The sequence below is a fragment of the Paraburkholderia sartisoli genome, from assembly GCF_900107685.1.
In the GTDB taxonomy this organism is placed as follows: domain Bacteria; phylum Pseudomonadota; class Gammaproteobacteria; order Burkholderiales; family Burkholderiaceae; genus Paraburkholderia; species Paraburkholderia sartisoli.
Window position 1 is genome coordinate 227,437 of sequence record NZ_FNRQ01000002.1, and the last position, 18,508, is coordinate 245,944.

Consider the following 18,508-nt stretch of genomic DNA (forward strand, 5'->3'; position numbering starts at 1 on the left):
ATCAGAAAGCGATGCCGAGCGTCAGATACGGACGCACGCTGTGGTTACGAATGCCGTACGCGAGGTCGACGTTCACCGGGCCGACCGGGCTGCGCCAGCGCGCGCCCACGCCGACGCCCGGATAGAACACGCGTTCGCCCCAGGTGTCGGTGGCCGTGCCGATATCGAAGAACGCCGCGGCGCCCCAGTCGCGATTGAACCAGTGCTGGTATTCGGTCGTCGCGGTGACGAGGTATTTGGTCGGCAGGATCGAGCCGTCGACGTTGTTACCAATGCTCTGAAAGCCGTAGCCGCGCACCGAATTCGAGCCGCCTGCGCGGAACAGCAGCGACGCCGGAATCCCGCTCGACGAGCCGCTCGTGAACACGCCACCCAGTTCCGCGCGAAACAGCACGAGGTCGCGCTTGCCGATCGGCAGATACTGCTGGCCGCGCGCGTAGCCGCGCACGAAGCTCTGGTCGGTCAGCACGTGCTTGACCGCGAAGCCGGCCTCGACGTGAATCAGGTTGCCCGAGCGCGGGAACAGCGGATCGTCGGTGTTGCGGCGCGTCCACGACCACGAGGGCACGAGCGCGCGGCTCGTCGTGGGCGGCCCGGCATTCTGGTCCAGCCGGTCCTGGTAATAGAGGATCGAGTAGGCGTAGTCGATGAACTGCGAGGTGCGCGTGCGCTGCACGCCGGCACGGATGCTATAGATGCGCGTATCGGAGACGTCGGTGGTCGTGTAGGACGCGAGCACGCTGTTCACCCAGCCACGCTTGCCCGGCGGCATCGCGAGCTGGACCTGGCCGTACTGCTGGATCTGGTCGATCCGGCCGTCGACGGTAAACGGATACGCCGCGCCGAACGTGTCGAGATACGAATACGACCCCTGGATGCGCGGGCCGTTGTCGGTCGAATACCCGACGCCGCCGCGAATGCTGTTGTACGGATATTCGCTGACCTTGACGTGGATGGGCGTTTCGAGTGGCTTCGCCGGGTCGCTGTCGGTATCGATGGCGACGCTCGCGTAATACGGCGTGTTCTGCAGCTGGCGCTGGAGTTCGACGATGCGCTGCTCGTCGTAGATGTCGCCGGCCGTGATCGGGTTCACGTTCTCGACGATCTGCCCGGGATAGCGGCGCGTGCCGGAGACGTCGAGCTTGCCCATCGTGAACGTCGGGCCGCTGTCGAACGTGACGCTCAGTTTCGCCTCGTGCGTGCGCGGATCGATGCGCGCCTCGGAATGGTAGATTTTCGCGCCCAGATAACGGCGCGCCTGCAGCGCTTTCAGCGAGGCGTTCTTCGCGCCGTCCCAGTCGTCCTGTGAAAACGGATCGCCTTCGTGCAACGAAAACGCGAAGCGCGCCGCGTTCTCCTGGGCCGGGTCTTCAGTCAGCACGGGGCCGCGAAACGACAGCGAAATCGACGAAATCGTGGTCATCGGCCCGGGATCGACGCTCACCGTGACCTCGCGCCTGCCCTCGACCGTGCGGACGTCGGTGCGCACGACCGGCGAGAAATAGCCCTGCGTCGCGGTGAGGTCGCGCACCTGCTGCGGCGTCGCGGTGACGAGGAATTCGAACTGGTCGTCGCTGATGTCCTCGCGTTTCGCGAAGCGCGCGATATCGAGATGCGCTTCCAGCAGCTTGCGCAGCGCGCGCGGCGAGGTTTCGATGTCGACCTTGTAGGCGGGCGCCGTGCGCGCCTGCGCGCTGCCGGCGCCGAACGCGCAGACGAACGCGAGAACGCTGAAGACAAGCCACACCCTGAGCGTGCGCGCCTTCAGGCACGCGGCGTGCATGCGCCCCGCACCGGCTGCTTCACGCGACACGCGCGACGGTTCGATCACACATCCCGCCAAACAGGACCTCCGGCCATTGTTGATTGTTTCCGCCCGGCGCCGCGCACGCGGACCGAAGCTCGCTATTTGACCACATCGGCACGGCCCGGCAATCTCAAATAATTCCTTTGGGCGGAAGCACCCGAACCGGCCTGCCCGCCCACCTGGCCGGGCGAACCGGCCATCGTGCGGCCCGCGACGCCCGCGCTTCGACGCCGCGGCGGCTGGAATGTTCCGCGACTTTTCGACCGGGCCGGGCGCTTGCGGTAAAATTGCGCTCGACACCGGCTGGCGCCCTGCGCGACGGCCGCATTCTTCTCTCACGGACGTCGAACCATGTATCAATCGGATATCACGCAATTCCTGAATCAGATGAAGCAGCAAAAGCCGGGGCTGGAAGCGGAACAGCGCCGCGGCCGGTCGCTGCTGTGGGACAAGCAGCCGATCGATCTGGACGAGCGCGCGAAGCAGCAATCGTCGCGCGTTGAACAGACGCCTTACGTCTATTACCAGAACTTCTGAGCGTGACGACTGCCGACGAGGCCCGCGCCGCATCGAAACGTCCCGACGCAGCGCTCGCCGCGCCCGCGACCGATTCGACGCCTGATACCGTCGACGGCATCGCTTTCGCGCGCCTGTACGGCGAGCCGCTCTTCAAGATGCCGACGGACCTGTACATTCCGCCGGACGCGCTCGAAGTCTTTCTCGAAACGTTCGAAGGCCCGCTGGATCTGCTGCTCTACCTGATCCGCAAGCAGAACTTCAACGTGCTCGACATTCCGATGGCCGACGTCACCACCCAGTATCTGGGCTACGTCGACCAGTTGCGCAAGACGAATCTCGAACTCGCCGCCGAGTACCTGCTGATGGCTGCGATGCTTATCGAGATCAAGTCGCGCATGCTGCTGCCGGTGAAGAAGGCCGACACCGGCGACGAAGTCGAGGATCCCCGCGCCGAACTCGTGCGGCGTCTGCTGGAATACGAGCAGATGAAGCTCGCCGCGCAGCGTCTCGACCAGTTGCCGCAGCTCGGGCGCGACTTTCTGCGCGCCGAGGTGTACATCGAGCAGAGCATCACGCCGCGCTTTCCCGACGTCAATTCCGACGACCTGCGCGCCGCGTGGGCCGACGTGATCAAGCGCGCGCGGCTCGTGCAGCATCACCGCATTTCGCGCGAGGAACTCTCGGTGCGCGAGCACATGAGCGTGATCCTGCGGCGCCTGCAGAACGCCCGGTTCATGGAGTTTTCCGACCTGTTCGACACCACGCGCGGCGTGCCGGTCGTCGTGGTGAACTTCATCGCGATGCTCGAACTCTCGCGCGAATCTCTGATCGAGATCACGCAGGCCGAGCCGTTCGCGCCGATCTACGTGCGCCTCGCCTACCTGCCGGCATGAGGCTCGCCTCGTGAACCTCCGGCGCTTCGCCGGCGGCGCCCCCTCTTCCGCTTGAAAATCCGCAAGGAACCCGCGACCGATCATGAAAGTCATCAGCTCGATCCACGAATTGCGCGACCAGTTGCGCGGCCAGAACCGCACTGCCTTCGTGCCGACGATGGGCAATCTGCACGAAGGCCATCTCTCGCTGATGCGCCTCGCGCGCCAGCACGGCGATCCGGTGGTCGCGAGCATCTTCGTGAACCGCCTGCAGTTCGGCCCGAACGAGGATTTCGACAAATACCCGCGCACGCTCGAAGCCGACATCGAGAAATTGCAGAAGGAAAACGTCTACGTGCTGTTCGCGCCGACGGAACGGGACCTGTATCCGCAGCCGCAGGAATATCGCGTGCATCCGCCGCACGATCTCGGCGACATCCTCGAGGGCGAATTCCGGCCGGGCTTCTTCCAGGGCGTGTGTACCGTCGTGATGAAGCTGATGTCGTGCGTGCAGCCGCGCGTCGCGGTGTTCGGCAAGAAGGACTACCAGCAGTTGATGATCGTGCGGCAGATGTGCAACCAGTTCGCGCTGCCGACCGACATCATCGCCGCGGAAACCGTGCGCGACACGGACGGCCTCGCGCTCAGCTCGCGCAACCGCTTCCTGCAGGCCGCCGAGCGCGCCGAGGCGCCGCGCCTTGCCGCCGAACTGAACCGCGTGCGTGACGCCGTGCTGGCGGGCAACCGCGATTACGCGGCCATCGAGCGCGATGCGATGGCCGCGCTCGCCGCGCGCGGCTGGCAACCGGACTACGTCGCGGTGCGCAAGCGCGTGAACCTGCTGCCGCCGGCCGCGCAGGATGGCGACGCACCGCTCGTCGTGCTCGCGGCCGCGAAACTCGGCACGACGCGCCTGATCGACAACCTCGAAATCTGACGCCGACGACGGTGACCGGACGCATCGCGTCACCCGTTCAGCGCACATTCCACGCACATCCAGGGCACTTAAGGAAGAAACGGTCATGCAACGCCACATGCTGAAGTCGAAGATCCACCGCGCGGCGGTCACGCACTGCGAACTGCATTACGAGGGTTCGTGCGCGATCGACGAAAACCTGCTCGAAGCGGCGAACATCGTCGAGAACGAGCGGATCGACATCTGGAACGTCAACAATGGCGAGCGTTTCTCGACCTACGCGATCAAGGGCGAGCGCGGCAGCGGCATGATCTCGCTGAACGGGTCGGCGGCGCGGCGCGCGCAGCTGGGCGACCTCGTCATCATCGCGGCGTTCGCGACAGTCGACGAAGCCGAGCTGAAGGCAGGCTGGAAGCCGGATCTGGTCTTCGTTGACGAAAACAACCGGATCAAGGGCAGCCGCGATCACGTGCCGACGCAGAACTGGACCTGAACCGCGCGCAATCCGCCGCGCCGCTCATCCGGCCCGGCCCCGAAGGCAAAAAAGCGCAACGTACACCGGGCACGTTACGCTTTTCTGTTTCCGGCCGGAGAAAGAACCGGCTCAAGGCCGCGTCAGTACGTCAGTACAACACCATCTGCGTGCAGCGGAACAGCGCCATCACCTTTCCACTGGGCGCGAAGACCTTCGCGTCCCAGATCTGCGTGCTGCGGCCCAGATGCACGCCGGTTGCCTCGGCTCTAACGACCCCTTCCACTGCGGTGCCCAGAAAGTTGCTCTTCAGCTCGATCGTCGTGAAATTCACCGCCGTGTCGGGCAGATGGGCGAGACACGCATAACCGCACGCCGTGTCGGCCAGCGCGATCACCGAAGCCGCGTGCAGGAAGCCGTTCGGCGCGAGCAGGTCGCTGCGCACCGGGAGTTCGGCCACGAGCGACCCCTGCTCGAACGAGATGACGCGAAACCCGAGCAGGTCGGGCAGCGTCCCTTTCTGGCGTTCGCGCAGGCGTTCAATCGTGTATTCCGGGCGCAGTGTACTCATAAGGTTCGAACCTCAGCTGAAAAGACAAAAAGACGGAACGGCCGGTCAAAGACTTCGACGCGGCCGGATTTGCCGATATTATCAACGCCTGAATCCGATCGGCTGCAAAACGAAAGGCAGGCATTCAGGTACGGCAAACCGGCTGGCGCGCCCAGCCTTCTTCCCGGGAGCATTCATGACGGTCATCGTAGTGGCGAACCCGAAGGGCGGCGTCGGCAAAAGCACGCTCTCGACCAATCTGGCAGGTTTTTTTGCGGCATCCGGCGAGTGGGTCGCGCTCGCGGACCTGGACAAACAGCATTCCTCGCACGCGTGGCTCGACTTGCGGCCCGGCACGCTGCCCGCCATCGAGCGGTGGGAAATCGATCACGACGCCCCGGTGAAACCGCCGAAAGGCCTCGAACACGCGATCATCGACACCCCGGCCGGCCTGCACGGCACTCGCATGACCGCCGCGCTGGAACTGGCGGACAAGATCATCGTGCCGCTCCAGCCGTCCATCTTCGATATTCTCGCGACGCAGGAATTTCTGGAGCGGCTCGCCAAAGAGAAGGCCGTCCGCAAAGGCAGCGTCGAAGTGGGCGTCGTCGGCATGCGGGTCGACGCGCGCACGCGCTCGGCCGACCAGCTGCATCGCTTCGTCGAGGGCCTGAAGCTGCCGGTGCTGGGCTATCTGCGCGATACGCAGAACTACGTCCAGCTGGCCGCGCACGGGCTGACGCTGTGGGATGTCGCCAAAAGCCGCGTCGAGAAAGACCTCGAGCAGTGGCAACCCATCATCGAATGGACCAACGGCAAGGGTTGAACACCATGGGCCCGACGCGCAGCCGGCCCGTCGTCACGCCCGAAAAAACCGCCGCCCCGCGAGACGGGGCGGCACGACCGGGCCGATCATCCGGCGCAACAGCGGCAACGGCCTGTCGCACTGGACATCGCGGCCAGACACCTCACACGCTGGCAGCCCGCCGCTCCACACGCGCCGCGCCAACGGCGTAGAGCCCGCCGCCCAGCAAGCCCTGCACGACCAGCACGACCGCCCAGAACGCCGGATATTCCCAGCCGCCGTTCGGCGACGTAAAGCTCCATCCGTTGTGCAGATGAACTGACATCGCGCCCAGCATGAACGGCAGCAGCACGAGCGCGACCCAGCGGACCTGGAAGCCCAGCAACAGCGCGATGCCGCCGGCGAGTTCGACGAACGCCGTCACGTACGCGAGCCATCCCGGCAGGCCGACGGACACGAAAAACCCGGCTGCGCCAGGCAACGTGAAGACGAAAATCTTTTGCAAACTATGGGCGAGATACAGCACGCCCAGGGCCAGCCGCAGGATCGTGGCGGCTGCATCGGCGTTACGGGTCGAATTCATGTCCGGCTCCTCAAGGGTTGAACAGACGGCGCGAGGCGCGCCATCGATGGAGCAGACTGTATTCGAACCCATGAGGATGAAAAACCACCAGAAAGGCTTAGATTATTTCCTCTCAGGTGTTAATCCGTTTTTTCAGCGGATCGCGCCGAACAGCTTCGGCAGATCGAGATGCGCCGCCAGGGTGTCGGCAAGGCGGTCGAGCGACGCCTCGCGCAGCGCGGGATAGGCCAGATGCCGCGCGTCGGCGAGACCGGCCCACGCGAGCATCGCGCTGCACGCCTCCGGCGTATCGAAGAGCCCGTGCAGGTAGGTGGCGAAAATCTGTCCATCGGCGGAAATCGCGCCGTCGGGGCGCGTCGCCGTCGTTTCAGTTCTATCGACGTTTAGCTGCAACGCCGGCCGCGCGAGCGCCGGTCCTTCCGTCTCGCCCATGTGGATCTCGTATCCCTTCACCGGAACCGGATCGCCCAGCGCGAGGCGGCCCGTCACGTTCTTCAGCGTCTTGGCCTGTGTGAGTGTCGTCGAATAATCGAGCCAGCCGAGGCCGGCGACGCTCCCCGGCGCGCCTTCGACGCCCTGCGGGTCCGCCACTTCGTGCCCGAGCATCTGCATGCCGCCGCAGATGCCAATCACGTGCCCCCCGTAACGCAGATGGCGACGCAACGCGTCCTCCCAGCCCTGGCTGCGCAGCCAGGCGAGATCGGCCTGCACGTTCTTCGAGCCAGGCAGAATCACGAGGTCCGCCGGTGGCGGCGCCGTGCCGGTGCGCACGTAGCTGAATTCCACTTGCGGATGGGCGCGCAGCGCGTCGAAATCGGTGTGGTTGCTGATATGCGGCAACGCCGGCACGACCACCCGCAACACAGCCGCGCCATCGGCCGCATGGGCGGCGTGCGGGTCACGCGGCAGCATGTCCTCGGCGTCGAGCGTGAGGCCGTGCAGATACGGCACGACGCCGAGCACCGGCTTGCCAGTCCTGGCTTCGAGCCAGTCGAGCCCGGGCTTCAGCAGGCCGATGTCGCCGCGAAACCGGTTGATGATGAAACCGCGCACCCGCGCCTGCTCGCCTGGCGAGAGGCAAGCGAGCGTGCCCGTCAGATGCGCGAACACGCCGCCGCGATCGATATCCGCGACCAGCACGACCGGGCAGTCCACGGCCTCGGCGAAGCCCATGTTCGCGATGTCGCGATCGCGCAGGTTCACTTCGGCCGGACTGCCCGCGCCTTCGACGAAGATCGTGTCGTACGCCGCCTGCAGGCGCGCATACGATGCCAGCACGGCTTCGAACGCGACCGGCTTGTAGTCGTGATACGCTCGCGCGTCGAGATTCATGCGCGCCTTGCCGTGGATGATCACCTGCGCGCCGCGGTCGCTCGTCGGCTTGAGCAGCACGGGGTTCAGGTCGGTGTGCGCGTCGATGCCGGCGGCCACCGCCTGCAGCGCCTGCGCGCGTCCGATCTCGCCGCCATCGACCGTCACCGCGCTGTTGAGCGCCATGTTCTGCGGCTTGAACGGCGCGACCTTCACGCCCGCGCGACGCGCCAGCCGGCACAGCCCCGCGACGAGCGTACTCTTGCCCGCGTCGGATGTCGTGCCCTGGATCATCAGCGTGCCGCGCGGCACGCGGACGTTTTCATGCGCGTTTTCATGCGCGTGCCGATCGGGCAAAGATGCGGAAAGGTTCGAGGAAGACGGGGGCAATGAAGAAGTCGTCACGAAAGAGTCGCAGGGCGGCGGCAGGAGGAACCCGCATTATCGCCCGCGAGGGAACACGCCGGTACAATCACGCGATGATTCCACGCGACCTCACCTTCGTCCTCGGCGGCGCCCGTTCGGGCAAGAGCCTCCATGCCGAACGGCTCGCCAGCGAAAGCGGCTTTCCGGTCACCTATATCGCCACCGCGCGCATCGCGGACGACGAATTCGCTGAACGCGTCGCGCATCATCGCGAACAGCGTCCGTCGCACTGGAAGCTGCACGAGGCGCCGGTCGATCTCGCGGGCGCAGTCGCCGCAATCGATGCGCCCGGCCACTGCATCCTGATCGACTGCCTGACGCTGTGGCTCGCCAATCTCCTCTGCCCGCCCGACGACACACCGCCTGCCGGCGAACTGCACACGCTGCTGCCCGCGTTCGAGGCGGCGCTGGTTTCGGCGCGCGGCAAGATCATCGTCGTCAGCAATGAAATCGGGCTGGGCGTCGTGCCGCTGGGCGCGGCGACGCGCCTTTACGTCGACGAACTCGGCCGCCTGAACCAGCGCGTCGCCGCGTTGTGTCCGCAGGTCACGATGATGGTCGCGGGCCTGCCGCTCGTGCTCAAGACACCGGCCACCGCATGACGCTCACGATGCCGCTCATCGCCACGCTCGCGACGGCCTCGGTGATCGTCGACCGCTGGATTGGCGAGCCGCGGACCGCGCATCCGCTCGTCGCGTTCGGCAAGCTCGCCGCCGCGATCGAAACGCGCCTGAACACGGGCGTGCGCGCGCGGCTGATGGGCATCGTCGCGTGGCTCCTCGTGGTGGCGCCGCCGGTTGTGATTGCAGCGTGGCTCGTCGCCATACTGCCGTTCCTGTATGCGTGTGCGCTGCACGTCGCGCTGCTGTGGTTCGCGCTCGGCGCGCGCAGCCTGCACGATCACATCGCACCGATCGCGCGCGCGCTCGTCAGGCGCGACCTGGCGCAGGCGCGCGTGCTGACCTCGCGCATCGTGTCGCGCGAAACTGCCCATGCCGACGAAGCCGCGCTCTCGCGGGCCGCCGTCGAATCGGCGCTCGAAAACGGCAACGATGCGATCTTCGGCGCGCTCTTCTGGTTCGCGCTATTGGGCGGCCCGGGCGCACTGACGTTTCGTCTTGCCAACACGCTCGATGCGATGTGGGGTTACCGCACGCCGCGCTATCTGCGTTTCGGCTGGGCCGCCGCCCGCTTCGACGACGTGCTCAACTGGATTCCCGCGCGTCTCACCGCCGCGAGTTATGCGCTGCTCGGCGATACGCGCAACGCGCTGCGCTGCTGGCGCGAACAGGCGCCGCGCTGGGACAGTCCGAACGCCGGGCCGGTCATGGCGTCGGGTGCGGGCAGCCTGAACGTGCAGCTTGGCGGACCAGCGGTGTATCACGGCGCGATCGAGCAACGTCCGACGCTCGGCATGGGCCACACCGCGACCGCGCAGCATGTGATGGCGGCGCTGACGCTCGTCGAGCGCAGCGTGTTCCTGTGGCTCGCCGTGCTGATCGTGCTGGCGCTTCTGGGTCTGCCGTTCGATGTCTGACGCCATCGTTCACGGCGGCAACCTGCACGAAGCGGCGCGCCGCCACGGTATCCCGTACGAAGACTGGCTCGATCTGTCGACCGGCATCAATCCGCATGGTTATCCGGTGCCGCCGGTACCCGCCGATGCATGGCGACGTCTGCCCGACGAAGGCGACGGCTACGCCGCGTGCGCCGCGCGCTACTACGGCGCGCCGGATGCCGCGCACGTGCTGCCGGTCGCGGGCAGTCAGGCCGCGATCCGCGCGCTGCCGGCGCTGTTGCCGCAGGGCGCGGTCGGCATCGCGCCGCTGACGTATGGCGAATACGCGCCGGCGTTCGAACGCGCCGGCCATCGCGTGATGCCGCTCGACGTGGCCGCTGCCACGCTGCCCGACGCAATGACGCATGCCGTGGTCGTCAATCCGAACAATCCGACTGCGCAACACGTGAGCGCCGCGACGCTGTATCGATGGCACGCGCAACTGTCGGCGCGCGGCGGCACGTTGATCGTCGACGAGGCGTTTGCCGACACGATGCCGTCCGGCTCGCTTGCCGGGGCGACGGATCGCGCGGGTCTTGTCGTGTTCCGTTCGCCCGGCAAGTTCTTTGGACTGGCCGGCGTGCGCGCGGGCTTCGTGCTGGCCGTGCCCGCAGTGCTCGCGCCACTGCGCGAAGTGCTTGGCGCGTGGACCGTGAGCGGCCCCGCGCGCCACGCCGTCACGGCGGCATTCAACGACACCGGATGGCAACACGCGATGCGCGCGCGACTCGATGAGGATAGCGCGCGCCTCGCCGCGCTCCTCGACGCGTACCAGCTGCCGCTTAGCCGCACGCCGCTCTTCGCGTGGACACCGGACGCGCGCGCCGCGGCGCTGCATCGCGCGCTCGCGCAGCGCGGAATCTGGACGCGCTTTTTTCCCGCACCGGCGAGCGTGCGCTTCGGTCTGCCCGCAACGGATGCGCAATGGTCGCGTCTCGAACAGGGCTTGAAGGACAGCATGCACGCGATCGATACCACGCCCCTCTCCACCTCCCACGATCGATGAAGCAGCGCCTCGTTCTGGTTATCCTTGCCGCCCTGGCGGCCTGCGCGTTTTCAGCAAGCGCGTTCGCGATCACCGTCACCGACGATTCCGGCGCCCCCGTCACGCTCGCCGCGCCCGCGCAACGCGTGATCAGCCTCGCGCCTCACGTCACCGAGTTGCTGTATGCGGCGGGTGGCGGCGCGAAAGTCGTCGGCGCGGTGACGTACAGCGACTATCCGCCCGAGGCGAAACTGCTGCCGCGCGTCGGCGACAACAAGGCGCTCGATCTCGAACGTATCGTCGCGCTGAAGCCGGATCTGATCGTCGTGTGGCGCCATGGCAATGCGCAGCGTCAGCTGGACCGTCTGCGCGACCTGCACATTCCGCTCTACTTCAGCGAGCCGCATCATCTCGACGACATCGCCGTCACGCTGACGAAGCTCGGCGCGCTGCTCGGCACGTCGCCGGTCGCGGATGCCGCCGCGAGCGCGTATCGCGACAGCATCGCGCGACTGCGCGCGCGTTACGCGGCGAGGCCGCCCGTGAGCGTGTTCTATCAGGTCTGGGATCAGCCGTTGATGACGCTCAACGGCACGCATCTGATCAGCGAAATGATCGCGCTATGCGGCGGGCGCAATGTGTTCGCGAAACTCGAACCGCTCGTGCCGACCGTGTCGACCGAAGCCGTGCTCGCCGCCAATCCGGAAGCGATCGTGACCGCATCGCCCGGCGCGACGGCGCCCGACCGGCCGTTGCCCCAGCTCGACACATGGCGCGCGTGGCCGGCGCTCGATGCCGTCGCGCACGACAACCTCTTTGCCATCGATGGCGACCTGATCAACCGTCCCGCGCCGCGCATCGCGCAAGGCGCGGCGCTGCTCTGCCAGGATCTGGAGACGGCGCGTTTGCATCGGGCGGGAAAGGGGCGTTAATGCGCGCCTTCTGCCAGCTTTTTGCCAGCAGCGTGGATGCGCTCACGCGTTCCAGCGCACGAGCGTCCACGCGACACCTGGCTCGCGCCGCCGCAGCCACACCACGCCGGCAAAATCGATCGACCACAAGAGCGTCTGTTCAAGCGGCACGCGAAGTGCGAGCGAAGCCAGCACACGTATCACGCCCGCGTGCGTGACGACGTGCGCGCACCCATCGCCGGCTTCGGTCTGCCGCTCATCGAACCATGTCGCCACGCGCGCGCCGAACTGCGCGACGCTTTCGCCGCCGTGTGCGCGTGCGTGATGCAGATCGGCGGCCCAGTCGTCGAGTAACGCGCGATCGATGTCGTCCCACCGCTGCTGCTCCCAGGCGCCGAAGTCCATCTCCTGCAAGCGGGGATCGACGGAAACCTGGCGGGCCCATTGCGCGGCCCACGGTTCTGCAATCGAGCGACATCGCGTCAGCGGGCTCGACCACACGACATCCGGCGCGGGTAGTTTCAGCTTCCCTTCAAGCGCGGCCACGCTTGCGAGGGGCGCGTCGGCAAGCGCCACATCGCTGCGCCCATAACAGACGCCCGCATCGATCGCGACCGCCGGATGACGGATCAGTACGAGATCCACGCAAGCCCCGTCAGATAGATCGCGATTTCGAAGACCTGCTGCGCGAACCCGAGACAATCGCCGGTATATCCGCCGATGCGTCGCACGAAGTAACGGCCGAGCGCGAAGCGCAGCACGAGCAGCACGACGACCGCGACACACCCGGCGCGCCAGTCCGGCCAGAAGAGCCAGGGCACGCCGAACACACCCGCCAGCATCAGCGCGAACGCGCCGATGCGCTGCGCGACCGGCTTCGCCTTGCCTTCGGCGCGCACGTAATCGAGCGTCGCGAGGTAGCTGATCGCGCACGCGCGGCTTGCCGCGTGCGCCGCGATCATCAGCCACGCGGCGCGCAGCGGCGGCAACGCGGCGAGCGTCTGCCATTTGAGCGCGAGCGCGACCACCAGCGCGATCGCGCCGAATGCACCGATGCGCGAGTCGTGCATGATCCGCAGCACGTCGTCGCGCGTATAGCCGCCACCGAACGCGTCGATGCAATCCGCGAGACCGTCTTCATGGAACGCGCCGGTGACGAGGAGCGTCGCCGCCATCGAAAGCAGCACGGCCACGCCCACGGGAAACACGCGCAGCGCCGCCAGATACACCACCGCGCCGAGCGCGCCGACGAGCGCGCCCACCAGCGGAAAATAGCGGGCCGCCGCGTTCAGATAGTGCGGCTCGTAGCCGACCCAGCGCGGCACCGGCACGCGCGTGAAATAGCCAAGCGCGGTGAAGAAGTAACGCAGTTCGGCAAGCGGATTCATGTTGGCGCGGTTCTGTGCGTCGGGTTCAGGCGTCGCGGTTCGCGACGCCTGCTGATTCGAAGCTCGCCATCTCGTTGACGAACGCGACCGCGGCGCGCAACAGCGGCAACGCGAGCGCGGCGCCCGTGCCTTCGCCGAGCCGCAGGTCGAGCGCGAGCAGTGGCTGCGCATCGAACAGATCGAGCATGCGCCGATGACCGATTTCGTTCGACGCATGCGCGAACACGCAGTAATCGACGACAGCCGGCGCCAGTGCCCGCGCCACCAGCAACGCCGACGTCGCGATGAAGCCGTCGACGAGGATCGTCATGCGCACCTGCGCCGCGGCCATGAACGCACCGGCCATCATCGCGATTTCGAAACCGCCGAAGGTTGCAAGCACATCGATCGCGGTTTCGGTATCCGGATGCGCGGCGAGCGCGGCAGTCAGGATGTCGCGCTTTTTCGCGAGGCCGGCGTCGTCGAGTCCCGTGCCACGCCCGACGCAATCCGCGACCGGCACGCCGCCCAGACGGCTCATGATGCACGCCGCCGCGGAAGTATTCGCGATCCCCATCTCGCCAAAGCCGATCACGTTGGTGCCGAGCGCCGCATGCGCGTACACGCGTTCGGCGCCCGCGTGCAGCGCGGCGAACGCCTGGTCATGGGTCATCGCGGGTTCATGCGCGAAGTTGCGTGTGCCACGCGCCACCGGAATATCGACGAGCAGGTCAGAGGACGGCAACGGCGTCGCCACCCCCGCGTTGACGATTTCGAGCGTGAGACCCGCGACGCGGCTCAGCGCATTGATCGCCGCGCCGCCCGCGAGGAAATTCGCCACCATCTGCGCCGTCACCGCCTGCGGGTACGGGCTCACGCCTTCGTGCGCGATACCGTGATCGCCCGCGAAGACAATCATCACGGGGCGCTCGATCACAGGACGCGTCGTGCGCTGGATCATGCCCATCTGACGCGCGAGGCTTTCGAGGCGACCGAGGCTGCCGGGCGGCTTCGTCTTCGTATCGATGATGCGCTGCAGTTCCGCGCGCAACGTCTGTTCGAGCGGTTCGACAACGGGAAGCGCGGGTGTGGATGAAATCATGGTTGTCTGTTTGAAGAATGAGAGAGGTCGCGTTGCGTCGACGGGATCAGCGCTTCGTGTTCACCGTCGCGGATCAGGACAAGCGGATAACCAAACGCGCGGCTCGCGAGCGTCGGCGTGAGCACGTCGCGGACCGGGCCCGCGTGGGCCGTGCCGTTTCCGTCGAGCAGCAACGCATGCGTGGCAAAGCGGCGCGCCAGGTTGAGGTCGTGACACGAGAAAATCACGCTGCGTGGCGAATGCGCCGATGGCTGCACCCACTTCGTCAGCGCTTCGAGACAGTCGATCTGATGATGCAGGTCGAGATGTGAAAGCGGTTCGTCGAGCAGCAACAGCGGCGCGTCCTGACACAGCACCGCCGCGAGCGCCACGCGCTGGCGCTCGCCGCCCGACAGCGACAGCACGTCGCGCGCCTTGAGCGACGCGAGGCCGAGCGTGTCGAGCGCGGCATGCGCCGCCGCGCGATCTTCAGCACGCTCCCAGCCCCAGCCATCGAGATGCGGGAAACGGTTGAGCATCACGATCTCGAGGACACTCGCGCTGAACGCGTCGCGCTCGCCTTGCGGCATCAGCGCACGACGCCGCGCGAGCTTCGCGGGCGACCATGTCGTGACATGCAGGCCATCGAGTTCGACGTGACCGCTCGCGGGTTCGAGCAAACCGGCGAGCGCGGAAATCAGCGTGGTCTTTCCGGCGCCGTTCGGACCCGCGATGCACCACACCTCGCCCGGATGAAACGTGTGCGTGAAATCGTCGAGTAACGTGCGTGTACCGGCGCGCAGCGTGACGCGTTGCGCGGCCAGTGTCGAAGCGGCGAAAGCGTGTGCGTTCATCCTCGCCGCCTGTGTAACAGCATCCAGAGGAACACCGGCACGCCCGCGAGCGCGGTGATCACGCCGACCGGCAACTGCGCGGGCGCGATGACCGTCCGCGCGACGAGATCGGCGGCCATCACGGCGAGACCGCCCGCAAGCGCGGCGGCGGGCAGCAGCATGCGCTGGTCGTTGCCGAATGCGAGCCGCAGCATATGCGGCACGACGAGGCCGACAAAGCCAATCGTGCCGCCCGTCGTCACTGCGGCAGCCGCCGCGAGCGACGCGACGAGATACACGCGCAGCCGCAGGCGCATGACCGGCACGCCGAGTGCCTGGGCGGCTGCATCGCCGCGCAGCAGCACGTTCAGCTGCGCGGCGGCCGGCACGATCGCCGTCAGCGCGACGACGAGCGCGCAGAGCGCGACCCACGGCATGCCGCCGCCGTTGAGGTCACCGGTCAGCCAGAACAGCATGCCGCGCAGACGGCTCTCGGGCGCGACGCTCAGCAGCAACGTGATGACCGCGCCCCAGCCCGCCGCGATCACCGCGCCCGTCAGCAGGAGACGCGGCGACGCATCCTGCGGCTCGCCACGCCACAACTCGCGTCGCGCGAGACCGAGCACCAGCAGGATCGACGCGAACGCGCCGGCAAACGCGCTGGCGTCTACGATCCACCACGCGTATCCGATGATCATCGCGACGAGCGCGAAGCTCGCGGCGCCACCCGAGACGCCGAGCACATACGGCTCGGCGAGCGGATTGCGCAGCAACACCTGAAGCAGCGCGCCCGCGACCGCGAGCAGCGCGCCGCACGCGAAGCCGGCCAGCGCGCGGGGCAGACGCAGCGTGCGCACGATCTCGATGGCCAGGTCCGGCGACGACGAACCCAGCGAAGCAGCCGTGCCCGGATGCCAGGGCATCAACGCGCCAACGACGCGCAACGGCCCAAGCGCGACGCTGCCCAACGCGAGCGACGCCACGAACACGAGCAACGCGAGCACGGCGAGCCCGCACCAGATCGCGAGGGCGCGTCGCGCGCTCATGCTGGTGGCGGGACGCATCGCCGCGCGGTTCATCGCGACGCGCTCAGACGGCATGCCGGCTCACCCCGCGAACCGCTCGTGCAAGACGTCTCACTGCTGCTGCCAGCCGAGCGTGAGATACGCGCCGCGTCGCGGCGTGTTGTACGTGTAGGCCAGTTCATAGTCCTTGTCGAAGAGATTCTGGATCTGCGCGGCCACGTACCACGACTTCGTGATCGCGTAGCGCGCCGAGAGGTTCACGACGCCATAGCCGCCGAGCGTCGCACCGCTGTCGTCACGCTCGCCGCTCACGAGCCACTCGCCGCCCACGCGCCAGCCGCCGATGTCGCGATTCGCGGAAAACGAAGCGAAGTGTCGCGCGCGACGGTTCAGGTCGGTGTTCGTGTCTTCGTCGACGGGATTCTGGAACGTGAGCGCCGCGCGCACGTCCGTCCTGCCGACATGACCGCTCCATGATCCCTCGACGCCCTGCACTTTCGCGCGCCCCACGTTCTGCGCGACGAACACACCCGGGCTCATCTGCTGATATTCGATCAGGTTCGTGTAGCGCGTCTCGAACGCCGTGAGCTTCAGCACGCCCAGCGCGCTCGACGCGTACTGCAACGCCGCCTCGACCGAGTGGCTGTGTTCCGGCTTGATCGACGGATTGCCGCTAAACGGGTAGTACAGGTCGTTGAAAGTCGGCGCACGGAACGCGTCCGACCAGCTTGCAGTCACCTTCCAGTGCTCCGTGACATCGTATCCGTAGCCGAGATAGTAACTGTTCGCGCCGCCGAAATCGGAGTACTGGTCGCGCCGCACGTGTACCTGGAACTGGCTGCCGCCAAAGCGTCCCGTATAACCCGCAAAGCCCGAATTCACATGACGGTCGGGCGCGCCGTAGTCGTTCGAATCGAGGCGCTGGTCGAGATGTTCGTAGCCCAGCTGGAGCTTTTGCCGCGGCGCGAACGTGAAATCGTTCTGCCACGTGTACTGGCGGTTGTCGGTGTCGAAGTGATCCGTGTAGACGCCGTTCAGCGCAGTGTTGCTGCGGTCGTTGCCGGCGGCGACGATCACGTGCGTCGTCCACCAGTCGGTCACGCGTCCGTTGGCGAACGCCGAAGCGAGCTGGACCTTGCTGTACATGTTGTTGAGATCGGTCGGCGCGCCGTACGGATTGTCGAAGCTGTCGTTGCCGTTCGACTGGAGGTAACGCACGCCCACGTCCCATTTATCGTTGAAGCGATGGCGCAAGGACGCCGAGACACTTTCGTTCAGATAGCCGTTCGCGTTCGGATTGACCGGCGCAAGCGCGGGGTTGATCGACGAAAAGCCGTCGTCCTTCGCGCGCGCGATCGAAACGCTGAAGGTCGTCTTGCCCTCGCTGTCGAGCGCGCCGTCGACGCCCGCCTGCTGCCGTTGCGTGTGATAGCTGCCGTATTCGACGGAAAAATTGAAGCGCGGCGGATGGTTGCCGCCACTCTTCGTAAACACCTGCACGACGCCGCCGACCGCGCCCGATCCGTACAGCGCCGACACGTTGCCGTTCACCACCTCGACGTGATCGATCTGGTCGAGCGGAAGCTGCTCGATCTGCGCGTTGCCGAGGCTCACGGAATCGACGCGCACGCCGTCGATCAGCACGAGCGACTGCTGCGCCGAGGCGCCCCGCAAAAAGAGGCTCGCCGGCGAGCCCGGACCGCCGTTGCGCACGACCTGCGCGCCCGGCGCGAGCTGCAGCAGGCCTGGCAGATCGCGTGCGGTCGTATCGGCGATGTCCTGCTGGTCAAATTGGGTCGTCTGCGGAATGGCGTCCGCGAGCGATTGCGGTCCGCGCGCGGCGGTGACCACGATGGGCGCGAGCGTCGCCTTCGCCGGTTCCGGCGCGGATGGGGCTGCGGGCGTGGACGCCGTGGCGTCCTGTGCCGACGTCTGCGCGACCGGGTGCGTGGATGCGGGTGTGTCGTCCGTCTGGGCGGACTGGGCCAGTGCGGCAAGCGGCAGGCCGGTCAGGGCGAGCAGCGCCGCGCGGGCGATGTGCGTGGACATCCGGTGAATTCCTGTAGCTGGGGTACGCGGCCTGCTTCCCCGCAGGTCATTGCGTGACAGGACGACCGCGCGTCGCGAGACAGACAGCTGCCGCGCGCGAACGACGCCCTTCCCTCTGGCCGGTATCCGGGCTGGCGACGCGTCGATCCGCCTTCCCACGCATGAATGCGCAGTGGCACAGCGCGCTTTTGACGGCGCGTATCGGATCGACTTGCGGGAAATAACGCGGTCGCTTACCGTTGCGGGGGCAGCACAGGTTGGCGCGATCGCAATGCCGCGCGCCCTGTTTCCCGTTTAACCGCGCGACATGAAAATGCGCGCGGGCACCAAAGTGCCGCAAGTGTAGGAGCGGCCCGCTTTAGCGTCAAGAAAGCGGCGCTCACTGCAATTCGCGTGCGCGCCGATTTGTGCGATTCCCGCGTTTTGCAGGCATAAAAC

Annotated in this window: 19 protein-coding genes and 1 riboswitch; of the genes, 9 read left to right on the forward strand and 10 right to left on the reverse strand. The window is 66.8% G+C overall.

All coding sequences use genetic code 11. The features are described 5' to 3' along the window. Window position 1: 1 nt before the first annotated feature. On the reverse strand, window positions 2-1,843 hold the full coding sequence (locus BLV45_RS08185; protein ID WP_090531649.1) for an autotransporter assembly complex protein TamA: 1,842 nt from the start codon (window positions 1,841-1,843) through the stop codon (window positions 2-4). 315 nt (window positions 1,844-2,158) lie between these two features. Between BLV45_RS08185 and BLV45_RS08190 the strand changes: the two genes are divergently transcribed. From BLV45_RS08190 to panD, 4 genes are all read left to right on the forward strand, one after another. Continuing rightward, a complete protein-coding gene (locus BLV45_RS08190) occupies window positions 2,159-2,344 on the forward strand; it encodes a DUF3460 family protein (RefSeq protein ID WP_090531651.1) in 186 nt (61 codons plus the stop codon). A gap of 2 nt (window positions 2,345-2,346) precedes the next feature. Then, complete coding sequence (locus BLV45_RS08195; RefSeq protein WP_090531653.1) at window positions 2,347-3,219, forward strand: segregation and condensation protein A; 873 nt, start codon at window positions 2,347-2,349, stop codon at window positions 3,217-3,219. An 82-nt stretch (window positions 3,220-3,301) separates the two neighbouring features. Next, window positions 3,302-4,135 (forward strand): pantoate--beta-alanine ligase, encoded by an 834-nt coding sequence (gene panC / locus BLV45_RS08200; protein WP_090531654.1) that lies wholly within the window; start codon window positions 3,302-3,304, stop codon window positions 4,133-4,135. 85 nt (window positions 4,136-4,220) lie between these two features. After that, on the forward strand, window positions 4,221-4,607 hold the full coding sequence (panD, locus tag BLV45_RS08205; protein WP_090531656.1) for an aspartate 1-decarboxylase: 387 nt from the start codon (window positions 4,221-4,223) through the stop codon (window positions 4,605-4,607). Window positions 4,608-4,737: 130 nt separating this feature from the next. Here panD and BLV45_RS08210 read toward each other — a convergent pair whose 3' ends face one another. After that, window positions 4,738-5,157, reverse strand: coding sequence for a PaaI family thioesterase (locus tag BLV45_RS08210; protein WP_090531658.1), 420 nt, complete (start codon window positions 5,155-5,157; stop codon window positions 4,738-4,740). 175 nt (window positions 5,158-5,332) lie between these two features. Here BLV45_RS08210 and BLV45_RS08215 point away from each other — a divergent pair, with 175 nt between their 5' ends. After that, window positions 5,333-5,962: a ParA family protein gene (locus BLV45_RS08215; protein ID WP_090531659.1), complete on the forward strand. Its 630-nt coding sequence runs from the start codon at window positions 5,333-5,335 to the stop codon at window positions 5,960-5,962. 142 nt (window positions 5,963-6,104) lie between these two features. Here the strand turns inward: BLV45_RS08215 and BLV45_RS08220 are convergent, their stop codons facing one another. Together BLV45_RS08220 and BLV45_RS08225 are read right to left on the reverse strand one after the other, a co-directional pair. After that, a complete protein-coding gene (locus tag BLV45_RS08220) occupies window positions 6,105-6,524 on the reverse strand; it encodes a DoxX family protein (RefSeq protein WP_090531662.1) in 420 nt (139 codons plus the stop codon). A 132-nt stretch (window positions 6,525-6,656) separates the two neighbouring features. Continuing rightward, entirely contained in the window at window positions 6,657-8,129 is a 1,473-nt protein-coding gene (locus tag BLV45_RS08225; RefSeq protein ID WP_176954127.1) for a cobyric acid synthase, read from the reverse strand. A gap of 185 nt (window positions 8,130-8,314) precedes the next feature. On the opposite strand from BLV45_RS08225, the gene cobU reads away from it, so the two are divergent. From cobU to BLV45_RS08245, 4 genes are read left to right on the forward strand one after another with little or no spacing between them, the layout of a single operon-like run. Next, the gene (gene cobU / locus BLV45_RS08230; RefSeq protein ID WP_090531664.1) at window positions 8,315-8,863 is read left to right on the forward strand and encodes a bifunctional adenosylcobinamide kinase/adenosylcobinamide-phosphate guanylyltransferase; all 549 of its coding nucleotides are present in this window, start codon (window positions 8,315-8,317) and stop codon (window positions 8,861-8,863) included. Continuing rightward, a complete protein-coding gene (gene cbiB, locus BLV45_RS08235; RefSeq protein WP_090531666.1) occupies window positions 8,860-9,798 on the forward strand; it encodes an adenosylcobinamide-phosphate synthase CbiB in 939 nt (312 codons plus the stop codon). The genes cobU and cbiB overlap by 4 nt, the downstream gene beginning before the upstream one ends. Further along, on the forward strand, window positions 9,791-10,825 hold the full coding sequence (gene cobD, locus BLV45_RS08240) for a threonine-phosphate decarboxylase CobD (protein ID WP_090531668.1): 1,035 nt from the start codon (window positions 9,791-9,793) through the stop codon (window positions 10,823-10,825). The genes cbiB and cobD overlap by 8 nt, the downstream gene beginning before the upstream one ends. Next, the gene (locus tag BLV45_RS08245; RefSeq protein WP_090531669.1) at window positions 10,822-11,736 is read left to right on the forward strand and encodes a cobalamin-binding protein; all 915 of its coding nucleotides are present in this window, start codon (window positions 10,822-10,824) and stop codon (window positions 11,734-11,736) included. The genes cobD and BLV45_RS08245 overlap by 4 nt, the downstream gene beginning before the upstream one ends. Before the next feature lie 42 nt (window positions 11,737-11,778). On the opposite strand, the gene cobC is transcribed toward BLV45_RS08245, so the two are convergent. From cobC to BLV45_RS08275, 6 genes are read right to left on the reverse strand one after another with little or no spacing between them, the layout of a single operon-like run. Further along, a complete protein-coding gene (gene cobC / locus BLV45_RS08250; RefSeq protein ID WP_090531671.1) occupies window positions 11,779-12,360 on the reverse strand; it encodes an alpha-ribazole phosphatase in 582 nt (193 codons plus the stop codon). Further along, window positions 12,345-13,103 carry an adenosylcobinamide-GDP ribazoletransferase gene (locus BLV45_RS08255; protein WP_090531673.1) on the reverse strand — a complete coding sequence of 253 codons (759 nt, stop codon included), beginning with the start codon at window positions 13,101-13,103 and terminating at the stop codon, window positions 12,345-12,347. Before BLV45_RS08255 ends, cobC begins: the two co-directional genes overlap by 16 nt. Window positions 13,104-13,128: 25 nt before the next feature. Next, entirely contained in the window at window positions 13,129-14,184 is a 1,056-nt protein-coding gene (gene cobT, locus BLV45_RS08260) for a nicotinate-nucleotide--dimethylbenzimidazole phosphoribosyltransferase (RefSeq protein ID WP_090531675.1), read from the reverse strand. Next, entirely contained in the window at window positions 14,181-15,017 is an 837-nt protein-coding gene (locus BLV45_RS08265; RefSeq protein ID WP_090531677.1) for an ABC transporter ATP-binding protein, read from the reverse strand. Before BLV45_RS08265 ends, cobT begins: the two co-directional genes overlap by 4 nt. Beyond that, window positions 15,014-16,096, reverse strand: a complete 1,083-nt coding sequence (locus BLV45_RS08270; RefSeq protein WP_407670985.1) for a FecCD family ABC transporter permease — start codon at window positions 16,094-16,096, stop codon at window positions 15,014-15,016. Before BLV45_RS08270 ends, BLV45_RS08265 begins: the two co-directional genes overlap by 4 nt. A gap of 36 nt (window positions 16,097-16,132) precedes the next feature. Continuing rightward, on the reverse strand, window positions 16,133-18,070 hold the full coding sequence (locus BLV45_RS08275; protein ID WP_090531679.1) for a TonB-dependent receptor domain-containing protein: 1,938 nt from the start codon (window positions 18,068-18,070) through the stop codon (window positions 16,133-16,135). 100 nt (window positions 18,071-18,170) lie between these two features. Next, window positions 18,171-18,416, reverse strand: a riboswitch (cobalamin riboswitch). Window positions 18,417-18,508: the final 92 nt, after the last annotated feature.